General features: G+C 66.1%; 12 protein-coding genes. 6 read left to right on the top strand and 6 right to left on the bottom strand.

The features are described 5' to 3' along the window. Positions 1-14 precede the first annotated feature (14 nt). The 6 genes from CFR78_RS07815 to CFR78_RS07790 form a co-directional block, all read right to left on the bottom strand. The gene (locus CFR78_RS07815) at positions 15-1,085 is read right to left on the bottom strand and encodes a hypothetical protein (RefSeq protein ID WP_034933601.1); all 1,071 of its coding nucleotides are present in this window, start codon (positions 1,083-1,085) and stop codon (positions 15-17) included. After that, positions 1,082-1,816, bottom strand: a complete 735-nt coding sequence (locus CFR78_RS07810) for a 2OG-Fe dioxygenase family protein (protein WP_034933774.1) — start codon at positions 1,814-1,816, stop codon at positions 1,082-1,084. Before CFR78_RS07810 ends, CFR78_RS07815 begins: the two co-directional genes overlap by 4 nt. Beyond that, on the bottom strand, positions 1,809-4,373 hold the full coding sequence (locus tag CFR78_RS07805; RefSeq protein ID WP_181417508.1) for a mechanosensitive ion channel domain-containing protein: 2,565 nt from the start codon (positions 4,371-4,373) through the stop codon (positions 1,809-1,811). The genes CFR78_RS07810 and CFR78_RS07805 overlap by 8 nt, the downstream gene beginning before the upstream one ends. Before the next feature lie 201 nt (positions 4,374-4,574). Next, positions 4,575-5,168, bottom strand: a complete 594-nt coding sequence (locus tag CFR78_RS07800; RefSeq protein ID WP_007397727.1) for an RDD family protein — start codon at positions 5,166-5,168, stop codon at positions 4,575-4,577. Between the two features lie 109 nt (positions 5,169-5,277). Then, the gene (gene argJ, locus CFR78_RS07795) at positions 5,278-6,513 is read right to left on the bottom strand and encodes a bifunctional glutamate N-acetyltransferase/amino-acid acetyltransferase ArgJ (RefSeq protein WP_007397728.1); all 1,236 of its coding nucleotides are present in this window, start codon (positions 6,511-6,513) and stop codon (positions 5,278-5,280) included. A 95-nt stretch (positions 6,514-6,608) separates the two neighbouring features. After that, positions 6,609-7,484 carry a peptidylprolyl isomerase gene (locus tag CFR78_RS07790; protein ID WP_084149827.1) on the bottom strand — a complete coding sequence of 292 codons (876 nt, stop codon included), beginning with the start codon at positions 7,482-7,484 and terminating at the stop codon, positions 6,609-6,611. Between the two features lie 282 nt (positions 7,485-7,766). Between CFR78_RS07790 and secA the strand changes: the two genes are divergently transcribed. From secA to CFR78_RS07760, 6 genes are read left to right on the top strand one after another with little or no spacing between them, the layout of a single operon-like run. Then, positions 7,767-10,508 (top strand): preprotein translocase subunit SecA, encoded by a 2,742-nt coding sequence (gene secA, locus CFR78_RS07785; RefSeq protein WP_110581072.1) that lies wholly within the window; start codon positions 7,767-7,769, stop codon positions 10,506-10,508. Between the two features lie 60 nt (positions 10,509-10,568). Further along, positions 10,569-11,318 (top strand): YebC/PmpR family DNA-binding transcriptional regulator, encoded by a 750-nt coding sequence (locus tag CFR78_RS07780; protein ID WP_007397732.1) that lies wholly within the window; start codon positions 10,569-10,571, stop codon positions 11,316-11,318. Between the two features lie 8 nt (positions 11,319-11,326). Beyond that, positions 11,327-11,833 (top strand): crossover junction endodeoxyribonuclease RuvC, encoded by a 507-nt coding sequence (gene ruvC / locus CFR78_RS07775; RefSeq protein ID WP_034933598.1) that lies wholly within the window; start codon positions 11,327-11,329, stop codon positions 11,831-11,833. Beyond that, on the top strand, positions 11,830-12,453 hold the full coding sequence (gene ruvA / locus CFR78_RS07770; RefSeq protein ID WP_034933596.1) for a Holliday junction branch migration protein RuvA: 624 nt from the start codon (positions 11,830-11,832) through the stop codon (positions 12,451-12,453). Before ruvC ends, ruvA begins: the two co-directional genes overlap by 4 nt. After that, on the top strand, positions 12,450-13,511 hold the full coding sequence (gene ruvB / locus CFR78_RS07765; protein ID WP_007397735.1) for a Holliday junction branch migration DNA helicase RuvB: 1,062 nt from the start codon (positions 12,450-12,452) through the stop codon (positions 13,509-13,511). Before ruvA ends, ruvB begins: the two co-directional genes overlap by 4 nt. Then, positions 13,498-13,917 (top strand): YbgC/FadM family acyl-CoA thioesterase, encoded by a 420-nt coding sequence (locus CFR78_RS07760; protein WP_034933593.1) that lies wholly within the window; start codon positions 13,498-13,500, stop codon positions 13,915-13,917. Before ruvB ends, CFR78_RS07760 begins: the two co-directional genes overlap by 14 nt. Positions 13,918-14,027: the final 110 nt, after the last annotated feature.

The raw sequence follows: 14,027 nt of genomic DNA, 5'->3' as shown, positions 1-14,027 counted from the left end.
CCGCCGGGCGGTTTTTACCCTGCCGGTGGCACGGGGCGGTACAGGATGTCCAGCGCCGGATCGGCCGGGGGGGGGCCATGCAGGGCGGCGGCGATGGCGGCGACCAGCCGGTGGGCGACGGGAATGCGGTAGTGCAGCGGGTCCCAGAAATTGTTCCGCTCCGTGGTCAGCGCGCTGTCATGGTTGAAGTCAAGGGCGATGGCATCGGGGGTACGGGCGGCCAGTGCCGCCACCCCCAGCCTGCAGGCCTGCAGGCGGGCCGCGGCAATGCTGCCCGTCATGCCGTGCAGGGTGGCGGAAGCGGGTGGGAACCACAGGATCTTCAGCGTGCCGGCGGGCAGGCGGGCCAGCATGGTGGCCAGAAGGCGCATGCTGGCGGGGGGCGTCTGCGCCATGCCCGGCGGGGCCTGTGTGTTGTCGGGCGGCGCCCAGTGCGCGAAGGCGGCCTGTACGCGGGCAGGGTCGTACGTGCCGTCCGGCGGAACGAAACTGGCATAGCCGTCGGTGCCGAAGCGCTGGGCCTTGTGCCCGGTCATCCACAGGAATTCGTTGGCGGCTTCCTGTAGCGCGTACAGGCTGGCCATGTGCAGGTAGCCCTGCCAGGCGGGGTGGCCGTACATCCATTCCGGCCAGGGGCGGTTGGGGGATGTCAGGCTGCCGGGGCGTTCATGGCACCATGCGGCATCCACCCCGATCATGACGGTGCGCGGAGCGGGATGGCTGCGCAGGAAGGCATCAAGCACGCGCCCCTGTTCCCACGGGCTTGCACTGTTCATGGCCATGCTGAGGAAATGCCCCCCCAGTGCCCGGTCCAGCAGGGCGGGCTGCATCAGCCTGCTGGTGGACGTGCCCAGCACCACGGAATCGAACCGCGGGTCCCGTGCCAGGGCGGGCATGGTGTAGCGGGCGTTTGACGTAACGGGTATGCGCGCAAGCGGGGGAGAAAACGGCAGGATGTTCCACGGGTCCACCGTCACGATGAACAGGTAGAGGCCGCATCCCGCCACCAGCATGGTGGCCAGGGCGCAGGCACAGAAATGCCGCCATGCCCCGGGCCGCCGCCCCGGCGGGACGGTGTCATTCATTGGTGGCGGAAGGTCACGACCAGTACGTCACGATAGGCTGGCCGCGTGGGGTCGAGCGACCGCACCGCCGTAACCCCGTGATAGACACGGTTGTCATTGACCACCGCCGTATCCAGCGGCTGGTCAAGCATGAAACCACCGACCATGGTGCGCTGCAGGTCATGGATCGTGGTCTCGCCGGACATCACGTTCTCGCGCCGGACCATGACCACCATCACCCAGTCCACGCCATCGCGGTGCAGCCCTTCGGGGGTGGGCTGGCCCGGCGTGCTGTCCAGCGCCTCGATACGGAACTGGTGGACTTCGGTATGCCATACGTCCGGGACATGGGCCGGATCGCTCATGTCGGTCACGATCCGGTGCATGAGCCGCAGGATGGCGCGTAGCGCCGGGTGTTCCCCCATCTCGGGTTCAACGGCGCGGAACCAGCGTTCGATCCCGCCATTGAGTTCATTGTAGTCCCGGCTCTGGTAATGGGGCTGGTGCTTCTTGCGCTGGATGCCCCGCGCGCTGATGGCGAAGGTGGCATGGCGGCGGCGGCGGTAGCGCCCGCCATCGGCCATGTAGCGGTCCAGCCCCAGCCGGTTCCAGCTGCCTGCAAAACTGGCCCAGTCGCGCAGGCCGTACTGCTCCAGCCGGGGCAGCATCTCCCCCCGTGGCACGAAGGCAAAGCCATCCCTGCGCAGGGAGGCTTCCAGCCGCCCCGGCAGCATCGGCGTCCCGTCAGTCATGGGTGGGGGCATCCCCCCCGGCCGGGGCATCCGCCTGTCCGTTGCCTGCCTTCGGGGCGGGAGCGGCCTCAGCGGGCTGCGCGGCGTGGGCCGCCATGATGGCACCGGGGTTTTCCTCCATGTTCATGCGCAGCGTGCCCGTCGGGCCATTGGCCAGCAGGTTGAGGGAGGTCGGGATCGGGAACTTCACCTGCTCGCGCACCATGCGCGCGCTCAGGCGGCTGTAATATTCACGGTAGACCTTCCATTTCGCACCTGCCGCCGTGCGGATGGAGCCAAGGAACTTGGCGCCGTTGCCATCGGCCTGCTCCACGCCCAGATAGGAGAAATCCGACTTGATCAGCGGGCCGAATACGGGGTCCCTGCGCATGGTCGAGAGTTCATCCTTCAGGATGGCCGCCACACGGTGCTGGTCTTCCGTCAGGTCCAGCATGAAGCTGACCACCACAAGATTGTAGTCGCGCGACGTATTGGCGATCGAGGTGACGGAGGAGAAGGGGATGATGTGCAGGTCCCCGTTGATCGCGCGCAGCCGCAGGGTACGGATGGACAGGTGCTCCACCGTGCCGGCAACGCTGCCCGCCGTGACCCAGTCACCCACCTGCATCGCGTTTTCCACCAGCATGAAGAAGCCGGTGATGAAGTCCTTCACCAGGCTTTGCGAACCGAAGGCGATGGCCGCACCCATGATGCCCGCACCGGTCAGCAGCGGGGCCACGTTGATGCCGATCTGCGACAGTGTCGTCACCGTGACGATGATGATGATGAAGGTCAGCAGCACCGTGCGGATGATCGGCAGCACCGTGCGCAGGCGGGTGGCGCGGGAGGCCTGTTCCGATGTCTCGAAGCGCGAGATCTGGTTCTGCAGGATGGCGTTGGCCACTTCCCACACCACGATCGCGATGGTGTAGGCGATCATGATCGTCAGCATCGCGCCCACGATCTTGGGGCCGAGCGAGCCATGCACGAAGAACCGGATCGCCGGCAGCCCCCAGGACTGGGCCAGCAGCACGATCGTGACGAATGTCAGCAGCACGGACAGTGTCCGGCGCGCGATCGGGTAATAGTAGTCCACCCGTCCCTGCAGGCCGGGATAGCGCTTTTCCGTGGCTTCGGGCACATGGAAAAGCCTGTTCTGCAGGCTGAACGCCAGCACCGACAGCAGGCGCGCGCCCAGGATGACCACGATGGTCAGGGACAGCGTGCGCAGGATCCACGCATAGCCGCCACGGATCTGGGTGGCCCAGACCAGCCACAGCGCCAGGTCGAAGAACATGGCCGGAATCCACCAGAACCGGACCATCTTGCCCACGAACATCCAGAACGGCTTCTGCTGCAACCGTGTTGAGGGCTGCAGCGCCGCGCCCACATGGTGGCGGATGCGCCAGATGAAGATCGCGATCAGGACGTGCTCGATCAGCACCACGGCACGGATGATGGCTTCCGTCCCGCGCGCGGGCATGGCGAACACGCCGCCCAGCGTGGACAGGCACACCACGATGGAGGGTGCCGCCACCAGGAAGTTCCACCACCGCGTGACCATGCGCGCCGTCGCATCCGATGCGCTGCACAGGCGGATGGTGGGGGAATGCGGCACGAACACCGTCTCGAGCAGCAGGTAGATCACACGGGCGATCACATAGGCATTGGTCAGCGTGATCGTGACCATCTCCGCCTGGTGGGTGGAGGTCAGCAGCACGGAACCGCCATAACCCAGCCCGAAGAACAGGGCCACCGGCAGCAGCTTGATCAGGAAATGCAGCAGCGAATAGGGAATGCGCGTGATGATGCGCAGTGTCTCGTGCTTGTGGCGGTCATCCTGCTGGCGGGCCTGTTCGGTCTGCTGTTCCGCCGCGGCATCGGCCGAGGAAGCAGGCGGCGGCGCGGGCTGGTCGTCTTCGTGTTCCTCATTGATGATGCGGCGGTTCAGCCGGGCCTCGGTCGCCACCGCGCGCGCGGTGACACCGGCCAGCGGCTTGCGCATGGCAATCGACAGCCCGCGCTCGGCCACAAGGGCAAGGATGAAGATCAGGCTGGCGCGTGTCAGCGCATCAAGCAGGATCTGGCGCGAATCGGTATTGGCCAGCATGGAGTGGACCCAGCGCCCCACAAAGGCCAGGTCCTTGAACAGCGCCATGAAGTTTTCGCCCTGCCGCAGCGCAAGGTCGCGCATATGGGTCAGTTCGTTCATGGTTTCACTGCTGATGCTGTCCGGTTCCAGTTCCACATCGGCGGTGGCGGCCGGTTTCTTGGCGGCAGTGGGCGCAGGGGCCGGTGCCGGGGCAATCTGCTGCGCGGGCAGGCCCCTGGCTATGGCATCGAGCGTGCGGGTGAATTCCTCACGCTTCTGCGGGTCGTTCAGGACGGACAGGACCTGCTGGGCCTGCTGGGCGGTGATGACCTGGCCCGAGGCCTGGGCGGGTGTCGCATCCGCCGCATGCGCGGGCGCGATCCAGGGCAGGAGCACAAGCATGAAGGCTGCCAGTATGCGTACGATGCCGGTCCGTCCACCCTGTGTGGGGACGGGTCGGGCGGTAGTCATGGAATGGGCCGACATGCCGATGTTCACCTCCTTTAAATGGCGCGATGCCCGGGTGGTGTGTCCGGGCTCCCCCCATGGCTGCGGCAAAACGCCCGCGCGCAGTCCTGCGGGGGGCTGTCCTGACGTGGCCGGGGAATATGCAATATCATGCAATATCAGGGTAAAAGATTACAAAAGACGGCAGGGTTGCATTCATCAAGGGCCTTTTTTGTCACGTCAGCCCCACTGGGGCGGCGGCTGGGGGGCCGGGGCGCGCGGCTGGCGGCGGATCACGCATGTGCCTGCCAGGATGTCGTGCAGGGCCTGCTTGCGCTGGGTCCACAGGACCATGAGGAAGCCGATGCCCAGAATGAACAGGGAAAGATATTTGCCAAAATACCGTCCCATGGCGCGGGCCACGGTAATGCGGTTGCCGTACAGGTCGGTCACCCGCATGCCGCACAGCAGCTTGCCCGGCGTGGCCTGCGCGCGGGATGCTTCGCACAGGATGTAATAGGCGGCGGGGATGAGCAGGGAAAGGATCTCGAACACGCCATTGCCATTCCAGTGCATGTGGGGCGTGGTGGAGGCGATGGTGTAATCGACGGGATGGATATAGGAGATGCGGTAATCCCCCCCGCTGCCCCCCGTCGATTGCGGATCAAAGATCGTGACCGAAAGGCTGGGCGGCACAAGCAGCAGCCCGAGCAGGGCCAGCACCCCCCACAGCACGATGGAATCGATCAGGTAGGCCACGACCCGCATCCAGAACCCGGCATAGGTCCAGATGGCCTGCGGGTTTGGCTCGGGTCGGAAAAACGGGTTCGTCATGCAGGGCGTTCCTGTCTGGCTGGCATGGATTCAACAGCACAGCAATGCCATTGCTCCAGCCGGAACGGAACAGCAAAAAACGCGGGGGCCGCCGGTGGCCCCGTGCCGACTAGCTGCGGTAGGCGCCGTTGATGTTGATATAGCCGTGCGTCAGGTCACAGCCCCAGGCCTGGGCGGTGCCGTTGGCCAGGCCGATATCGATCGCGATCTCGATTTCCCGGCCCCTCATGTGGGCGACAACGGGGGTTTCGTCATAATCGGGCACCACCGTGCCGTTCTGCGCGATGCAGGTGCCCCCGATGCTGACCGAAAGCGTGTCACGGTTGGCGGGTTCACCACATTTGCCCACCGCCATGACCACGCGGCCCCAGTTGGCGTCTTCCCCCGCAACGGCGGTCTTGACCAGCGGCGAATTGGCAACGGCCATGGCGATGTTGTGGGCGGACTGGTCGGATACGGCGCCGGTGACGGTAATGTGCATCATCTTGGTCACGCCCTCCCCGTCGCGGATGACCAGCAGCGCCAGCTCCAGCAGCAGGGAATCGAGGGCGGTGCGGAATTCCGCCAGTTCCGGCGCGTCCGCCCGCGTCACTTCGGCATTGCCCGCCTGGCCGGTTGCGAACAGCAGCAGCATGTCGGACGTGGAGGTGTCGGAATCCACCGTGATGCAGTTGAAGCTGCGCCTGACGCCATCATCCAGCAGCGCCTGGATCACGCTGGCGGGCAGCTTCGCGTCGGTTGCGACAAAGGCAAGCATGGTGGCCATGTCGGGTGCGATCATGCCGCTGCCCTTGGCAATGCCCTGGATGCGTACGGTGGTCGCCCCGATGCGCGCGACGCGGGTCGCGGCCTTGGGAAAGGTGTCCGTGGTCATGATGCCACGCGCGGCATCGGCCCACCCATGCTCGGACAGGGTGGCGTACAGCCCCGGCAGGGCCACCGAGATCTTTCTGTAGGGCAGGACCTCGCCAATCACGCCGGTGGAGGCGAGGAACACCTCGCTGGCCGCGCAGCCCACCAGGCGGGCGGCATCGGCCGCGTTGGCCTGCGTTGCCTCAAAGCCCGCGCGGCCGGTAAAGACATTGGCGTTGCCCGCATTGACCACCAGCGCGCGCGCCCGGCCATCGGCCATGGCGGCACGGCACCAGTCCACCGGCGCGCCGGGGCATTTGCTGCGGGTATAGACACCCGCCACCGTCGTGCCCGGCGCGAATTCCGCCATGACCAGGTCAGTGCGCCCCCTGTAGCGGATGCCGGCTTCGGTCGCGCCAAAGCGCACGCCCGCCAGCGGCGGCAGTTCGGGCAGGGGCCGGGAAAGGGGGGAGACGGGCAGGGCATTGGCCATGGTCGGTCACGATCCTGTGGTAAGGCGGCGGCAGGGCAGGCGGGGAAAACAATGCCGCCGGGCAACCCGTGGGGCTGACCCGGCGGCGGCCCGGATCAGTGGGCGGCACCCGGCTGGGTTTCGGGCAGCGGCTTGCCATCGGGGCCGAAGCGGACAACCTTGACCTGTGACAGGGCGTTGCTCACGGCCTTCTGCACGCCTTCCTGGATCAGCTTCTGGCGGATCTGGTCGCGCATGGCGTCAAGCGTGGGGGTGGGGGCGGTACGCTTGCCCAGCACCTGGATCACATGCCAGCCGTACTGGGTGTGTACCGGGGTCTGGCTGAAGCTGTTGGGCTGCATGGCCGATGCCGCATCCCAGAAGGTGGGCAGCATGTCACCCTTCTTGAACCAGCCCAGGTCGCCGCCATTCTGCTTGGCCGAACCGGGATCGGTGGACAGCTTGGTGGCCAGCTGGCCGAAATCGGCACCAGCCTTGAGCTGCCTGATGATGTCGTTGGCTTCCGCCTCGCTCTTGACCAGGATGTGGCGGGCGTGGACTTCCTCCGCGCCGGGCTTGTTGGCGTAATTCTGGTCGTAATAGGTCTTTACGGCCTCATCCGTCAGCGTGGGGGCCACCTGGGCGGACAGGTAGGCATTCTGCAGCGCGTTCTGCGCGGCCTGCTGCATCTGCTGCTGCACGTCGGGCTGCTTGTCCAGCCCGGCCTTGGCGGCGGCGATCTGGATGGCGCGCTGGTCAACCAGCTGGTTGAGCAGGATCGGCACGATGATGTTGTCGGGCAGCTTGCGCAGCTGCTCGGGCATGCTGGCCATGGCCTGGCGCACGTCATTGAGGCGGATGTCCTGCCCGTTCACGCTGGCCAGCACCGGATTCTGGTCCGCCGTGCCGGCAGCGGCCGGCTTGGCCGCCACAGGCGCGGGGCCAGCTGCGAGTGCGGGAGGAATAATGAAGGAGGAAGCAAGCAGGGCCATCGTTGCGACAGCCTTTGCCGGACTGATAGTCCGCATGTGCAAAAAACCCTAGTTATGAACGCGTTCGGCGGGCATCATGGCGAAGGGTGGCCCGGCCTGCAAGGCCCGGATGTCAGATGGCGGCTTCCCCCGCTTCTTTCGTGGCCCTGCTGTCCATCGGTTGACCCGTGGCGGCGTGGGTCCTATCTCATGGTTCCGCGCGAGAATTTTATCCGCCAAGCCTGCCTCCGCGCCCGCCGGTCCGTCGCGGGCGGGCGGGACTGTCATTCCGGGAAGGTCTTCATGTTCGCCAGTATTGCCCGCGCCCTGTTCGGAACCGCCAATGACCGGGCACTGAAATCCTATCAGCGGCGCGTACCCGCGATCAACGCGCTGGAGCCGCAGATCCAGGCGCTGGATGACGCCGCCCTTGCCGCCAGGACGCCCGAATTCCGTGCCCGCCTGGCAAAGGGCGAAACGCTGGATGCCCTGCTGCCCGAAGCCTTTGCCGTCTGCCGCGAGGCGGCAAGGCGCGTGCTGGGCATGCGCCATTTCGATGTGCAGCTGATTGGCGGCATGGTCCTGCATGATGGCAAGATTGCGGAAATGCGCACCGGTGAGGGCAAGACCCTTGTCGCCACGCTTGCCGTCTATCTCAGCGCGCTGGCGGGGCAGGGCGTGCATGTGGTGACCGTGAACGACTATCTGGCCAGCCGCGATGCCGAGCAGATGGGCAGGCTTTACGCCTTCCTTGGCCTGAGCGTGGGCGTGGTCGTGCCCAACATGCCCGAGGATGAGCGCCGCGCCGCCTACCGGGCCGATATAACCTACGGCACCAACAACGAATTCGGCTTCGACTACCTGCGCGACAACATGAAGTACCGCGTGGAGGACATGGTCCAGCGTCCCTTCCACCACGCCATTGTCGATGAAGTCGATTCGATCCTGATTGACGAGGCGCGCACCCCGCTCATCATCTCCGGCCCGGCCGAGGACAGTTCCAGCCTGTACCGCGCGGTGGACGAGGTGATGGTTGCACTGGTGGCGGACCCGGAAGCGTATGAAAAGGACGAAAAATTCCGCTCCGTCATCCTGACGGAAAAGGGTGCCGAGCAGGTGGAGGACCTGCTGCGCGGCGCGGGCGTGCTGCATGACGGCGGCCTGTACGACAGCCAGAACGTGGCGGTGATCCATCACGTCCAGCAGTCGCTGCGCGCCCATACGCTGTTCACGCGCGACGTGGACTACATCGTGCGCGGTGGCAAGGTGATCATCATCGACGAGTTCACCGGCCGCATGATGGAAGGCCGCCGCTATTCCGACGGCCTGCACCAGGCGCTGGAAGCCAAGGAACATGTCGAGGTCCAGCAGGAAAACCAGACCCTGGCCTCCATCACCTTCCAGAACTATTTCCGCATGTATCCCCGCCTGTCGGGCATGACCGGCACGGCCATGACCGAGGCGGACGAGTTCGCCGATATCTACAAGCTCGAAGTCATCGAGATCCCGACCAACCTGCCCGTCGCCCGCAAGGACGATGATGACGAGGTCTACCTGACCGCGCGCGAGAAATACGAGGCGGTGGCCGCCCTGATCAAGGAGATCAGCGCCACGTCCGGCCAGCCGGTTCTGGTGGGCACGACCTCGATCGAGAAGAGCGAGTACCTGTCCTCCCTGCTGCGCCGCAACGGCATCCAGCACAACGTGCTCAATGCCCGCTTCCATGAGCTGGAGGCCGAGATCGTGGCCCAGGCGGGCGCGCCGGGTGCCATCACGATCGCCACCAACATGGCCGGCCGCGGCACCGACATCAAGCTGGGTGGCAATGTGGACATGCTGATCCACCAGCGCCTGGCCGGGATCGAGGACCCTGAAGAGCGCGCCCGGCGCGAACAGGAACTGCGCGAGACGGTGGCCCGCGATCACGATATCGTGCGCAAGGCGGGTGGCCTGTACGTGATCGGCACCGAACGCCATGAAAGCCGCCGCATCGACAACCAGCTGCGCGGGCGTGCCGGGCGGCAGGGCGATCCGGGCAATTCGCGCTTCTTCATTTCGCTTGAGGACGACCTCATGCGTATCTTCGGCACCGACCGCATGGGCAACATGCTGCAGAAGCTGGGGCTGAAGGAAGGCGAGGCCATTGTCCACCCGTGGATCAACAAGGCCCTGGAGCGCGCGCAGAAGAAAGTCGAGGCCCGCAACTTCGACATGCGCAAGAACACGCTCAAATATGACGACGTGATGAATGACCAGCGCAAGGAGGTCTATGCCCAGCGCCGGGAATACATGGCGGCCGAGGACCTTTCGCCCATCATCACCGAAATGCGCGAGGACGTGATCCATGACATGGTCACCCGTCGCATCCCCGAGAAATCCTTTCCTGAGCAGTGGCTGAAGGATGAACTGGCGCAGGACGTGCAGACCACGCTCAACCTGAGCCTGCCCATTGCGGAATGGGCGAAGGAAGATGGCGTGGACGCAGGCGTCGTGACCGAACGGATCGAGCAGGCGGCCGCCCAGTCACAGGCCAGCCGGGCCGCCAATTTCGGCCCTTCCGTCATGCGTTATGTTGAAAAGCAGGTACTGCTCACCACCTTTGACGCGGTATGGAAGGAACACCTGCTGGCGCTGGACCAGCTGCGTCAGGGCATCGGCCTGCGCGCCTATGGCCAGAAGGACCCGCTGAACGAGTTCAAGCACGAGGCGTTCGAACTGTTCCACGCCATGCTCGATCACCTGCGGGTGCGTGTCACCTCCACCATGGCGCGGGTGGAAATGGCGCCGCCGCCCATCGACAACCCGTTTGCCGGTGTGGCCGAAATCCATTCCGACCCCGAGGTGCCGGGGCTGGAAAACGAGCCGGGCCCCGGTCTCATGCCCGATGCCACGGGCCGCCAGCCGGACCCGGCCATGGCGACCCCCATCGGCGGGGCCGCGATCATGCCCGATGATCCGTCAAGCTGGGGCGAGGTCTCGCGCAATGCGGTCTGTCCCTGCGGGTCGGGCAGGAAATACAAGCACTGCCACGGGCGGCTGGTCTGACCGGACCGCCCATGGCGGACAGGCAGGAACAAGAAACAAGACAGGATTCAGGGACGAACGATGGCGGGTCATTCCCAGTTCAAGAACATCATGCACCGCAAGGGCGCGCAGGACGCCAAGCGGGCCAAGCAGTTTGCCAAGGTCATTCGTGAAATTACCGTGGCCGCGCGCGAAGGCATGCCGGACCCGGCCATGAACCCGCGCCTGCGCGCGGCCATTTCGGCCGCGCGTGAAGTCAACATGCCCAAGGATACGGTCGAGCGCGCGATCAAGAAGGCATCGGGTGCCGGTGGCGGTGACGACTACATGGAAGTCCGGTACGAAGGCTACGGCCCCGCCGGCGTGGCCGTGATCGTGGAGGGGCTGACCGACAACCGCAACCGCACGGCATCCGACGTGCGTGCCGCGTTCTCCAAGCATGGCGGCTCGCTGGGGGAGACAAACTCGGTCTCCTTCATGTTCACCCGTCTGGGCGTGATCACCTATCCGCTGGATGCGGCGAGCGAGGACGACCTGATCGAGGCGGGGCTTGAGGCCGGGGCCGAGAATGTCGAGACCGTGGACGGCATGCACGAGGTGACCTGCCCGGTCGAATCGTTCTTTGCCGTGCGCGACGCGCTGGAAACCCGCTTTGGCGAACCCGCTTCGGCCAAGCTGGACTGGCGGCCGGGCAACACGGTGGAACTGGACGAGGACAAGGCGCGCAGCGTGTTCAAGCTGATCGACACGCTGGAGGACCATGACGACGTGCAGGCCGTGTACGCCAATTTCGACCTGCCGGACGACGTGGCCGAAAAGCTTTCGGCCTGAGCGGGCCTGTGGTCCGTATCCTGGGCATCGACCCCGGCCTGCGTTTTACCGGCTGGGGGGTGATCACGGCGCAGGGCAACCGGCTGACCCATGTGGCCGATGGGGTGATCGCCACCGACTCGGCACTGGGTGTGCCGGAGCGGCTGCGCCACCTGCATGATGCCCTGCTGGAACTGGCCCGCAGCTTTGCCCCCGATGAAGCGGCGGTGGAGGAAACCTACGTCAACCGCAACGGGTCTGCTACGCTGAAGCTGGGCTATGCCCGTGGCGTGGGGCTGCTGGTGCCGATGCTGCTGGATATTCCCGTGGCCGAATACGGGGCGAAAACGGTCAAGCGCGCGGTTGTGGGCACCGGGGCCGCAACCAAGGAACAGGTCAGCATGATGGTACGCCGTATCCTGCCCACTGCCCTGCTCAAACGCGCGGATGCGGCGGATGCGCTGGCCGTGGCGATCTGCCATGCCCATCACCGCACCAGTGCGGCCCAGATTGCCCGCGCCACGAGGATGGCATGATCGCGCAGCTGCGTGGCCTGCTGGCGCAGGTGGAGGCCGATCGCTGCGTGATTGACGTAGGCGGTGTCGGCTATCTGGTGCAGGCATCCAGCCGCACGCTGGCGGTGCTGCCCCAGCCGCCGGAACTGGCGCTGGTGCTGGTGGAGACCGTGGTGCGGGAGGACGCGATCCTGCTGTATGGCTTTGCCGAGGCCTCCGAACGCGCATGGTTCCGGCTGCTGACCACGGTGCAGGGGGTGGGGGCCAAGGTGGCGCTGGCCATCCTGTCGGTCCTGCCGCCGTCCGAACTCATGATGGCGATCGGATCAGGTGACAGGACCATGCTCACCCGCGCAGGCGGTGTGGGTGCCCGGCTGGCCCAGCGCATCGTGACCGAACTGCGCGACAAGTGCGAGGGCATGCCCACCGGCATGGTCGCCACCGGGGGCGGGGTGCCGGGTGTTACCATCACGCGGCCCACCGCGCACAGCGTTGCGGCGGATGCGGTCCTGGCGCTGTCCGGCCTTGGCTTCAGGCGTGGGGAGGCGCAGCCGGTGGTGGAACGGGTGATCGAACGGCATGAAGGCCAGGTGGACCTTGATATCGTGATCCGTGACGCGCTGAAGGAACTGGCCCGATGAGCGACCGGCCGGAGCGCGAGATCGACGCCCGCCGGGGCGAGGAAGATGGCGGCGAAGGCACGCTGCGCCCCCAGACGCTGGATGATTTTACCGGCCAGAAGGCCAGCCGTGAAAACCTTGCCATCTTCATCGCCGCCGCTCGCCAGCGCGGTGATGCGCTGGACCATGTGCTGCTGCACGGCCCGCCGGGACTGGGCAAGACCACGCTGGCCCAGATCGTGGCGCGTGAACTGGGTGTGGGGTTTCGCGCCACATCCGGCCCGGTCATCCAGCGCGCGGGGGATCTGGCGGCGATCCTGACCAACCTCCAGCCGCGCGACGTGCTGTTCATCGACGAGATCCACCGCCTGCATCCCGCCATCGAGGAAGTGCTCTATCCGGCGATGGAGGATTTCCAGCTTGACCTGATCATTGGCGAGGGACCGGCCGCGCGCTCCGTGCGGATCGACCTTGCCCCCTTCACGCTGGTGGCGGCCACCACGCGCGCCGGCCTGCTGGCCACCCCCCTGCGGGACCGTTTCGGCATCCCGCTGCGGCTGGTGTTCTACACGCCCGAGGAACTGTGCCAGATCGTGACACGGGGCGCGCGCAAGCTGGAATTCGACCTGACACCGGAAGGGGCGGAGGAAATTGCCCGCCGCTCCCGCGGGACGCCGCGTATCGCGGGCAGGCTCCTGCGCCGGGTACGTGACTTTGCCGCCGTGGCACGGGCCGGGCGGGGACCCGTGGACCGGGCGCTGGCCGATGCCGCCCTGTCGCGCCTGGAAGTTGATTCGATGGGGCTGGACGGCATGGACCGCCGTTACCTGCGCCGCATTGCCGAATATCATCATGGTGGCCCGGTGGGGGTGGAGACACTGGCCGCGGCCCTGGCCGAGGCCCGTGATACGCTGGAGGACGTGATCGAGCCTTACCTGATACAGGAAGGGCTTGTGCTGCGGACAAGCCGCGGGCGCATGCTGGGTGAGCGGGGCTGGCGGCATCTGGGCCTGCAGCCGCCCGCCCGCACGCCCGGACAGGGTGACCTGCTGGGGGATGGAATCGATGGTGGAACATAAGATCGACTTCCGTATCTACTACGAGGATACGGACGCGGGTGGCGTGGTCTATCACGCCCGCTACCTTGGCCTGGCGGAACGCGCCCGGACCGAGGCCATCCGCGCGCAGGGGCGTTCGGCGTCCGATCTGCTGGGTGAATACGGGCTGGCCTTCGTGGTCCGCCATGCCGCCATCGATTACCGCGCGCCGCTGCGGCTTGATGATGTGGTGCGCATCACGACTCGCCTGACCGAACTGGGGGCGGCAAGCTGCCGGCTGTGGCAGGACTTCCACCGCGTCGGGAACGAAGGGGGGCCGGGTTGCGGCACGCTTGATGTCCGTCTGGCCTGCGTGCGGGCGGCAGACGGGCGCGCTGCCCGATTTCCGCCGCCTTGGCGTGATCTGCTGCGCGCACTGGTCGCCTGAACACCATCAAGTCATGCATTGAGCATGGTCTTTTCGTGTCATGGGTTGACCGTGATGCAAGGCTGTGCGGAAAGCGGGTTGGCCGTGACTTGCTAAACGGGCAATCTTCG

The sequence above is a fragment of the Komagataeibacter rhaeticus genome, assembly GCF_003207855.1.
Taxonomy (GTDB): Bacteria; Pseudomonadota; Alphaproteobacteria; order Acetobacterales; family Acetobacteraceae; genus Komagataeibacter; species Komagataeibacter rhaeticus.
The sequence above is the reverse complement of the archived record's forward strand: the minus strand, read 5'-3'. Positions and strand labels throughout refer to the sequence as shown.

Coding starts and splice junctions, on each gene's coding strand:
- CFR78_RS07810 (WP_034933774.1), bottom strand. CDS start 1,816: ATGACTGACGGGACGCCGATGCTGCCGGGGCGGCTGGAAGCCTCCCTG.
- CFR78_RS07790 (WP_084149827.1), bottom strand. CDS start 7,484: ATGGCCCTGCTTGCTTCCTCCTTCATTATTCCTCCCGCACTCGCAGCT.
- ruvA (WP_034933596.1), top strand. CDS start 11,830: ATGATCGCGCAGCTGCGTGGCCTGCTGGCGCAGGTGGAGGCCGATCGC.
- CFR78_RS07805 (WP_181417508.1), bottom strand. CDS start 4,373: ATGTCGGCCCATTCCATGACTACCGCCCGACCCGTCCCCACACAGGGT.
- CFR78_RS07780 (WP_007397732.1), top strand. CDS start 10,569: ATGGCGGGTCATTCCCAGTTCAAGAACATCATGCACCGCAAGGGCGCG.
- argJ (WP_007397728.1), bottom strand. CDS start 6,513: ATGGCCAATGCCCTGCCCGTCTCCCCCCTTTCCCGGCCCCTGCCCGAA.
- CFR78_RS07815 (WP_034933601.1), bottom strand. CDS start 1,085: ATGAATGACACCGTCCCGCCGGGGCGGCGGCCCGGGGCATGGCGGCAT.
- ruvB (WP_007397735.1), top strand. CDS start 12,450: ATGAGCGACCGGCCGGAGCGCGAGATCGACGCCCGCCGGGGCGAGGAA.
- CFR78_RS07760 (WP_034933593.1), top strand. CDS start 13,498: ATGGTGGAACATAAGATCGACTTCCGTATCTACTACGAGGATACGGAC.
- CFR78_RS07800 (WP_007397727.1), bottom strand. CDS start 5,168: ATGACGAACCCGTTTTTCCGACCCGAGCCAAACCCGCAGGCCATCTGG.
- secA (WP_110581072.1), top strand. CDS start 7,767: ATGTTCGCCAGTATTGCCCGCGCCCTGTTCGGAACCGCCAATGACCGG.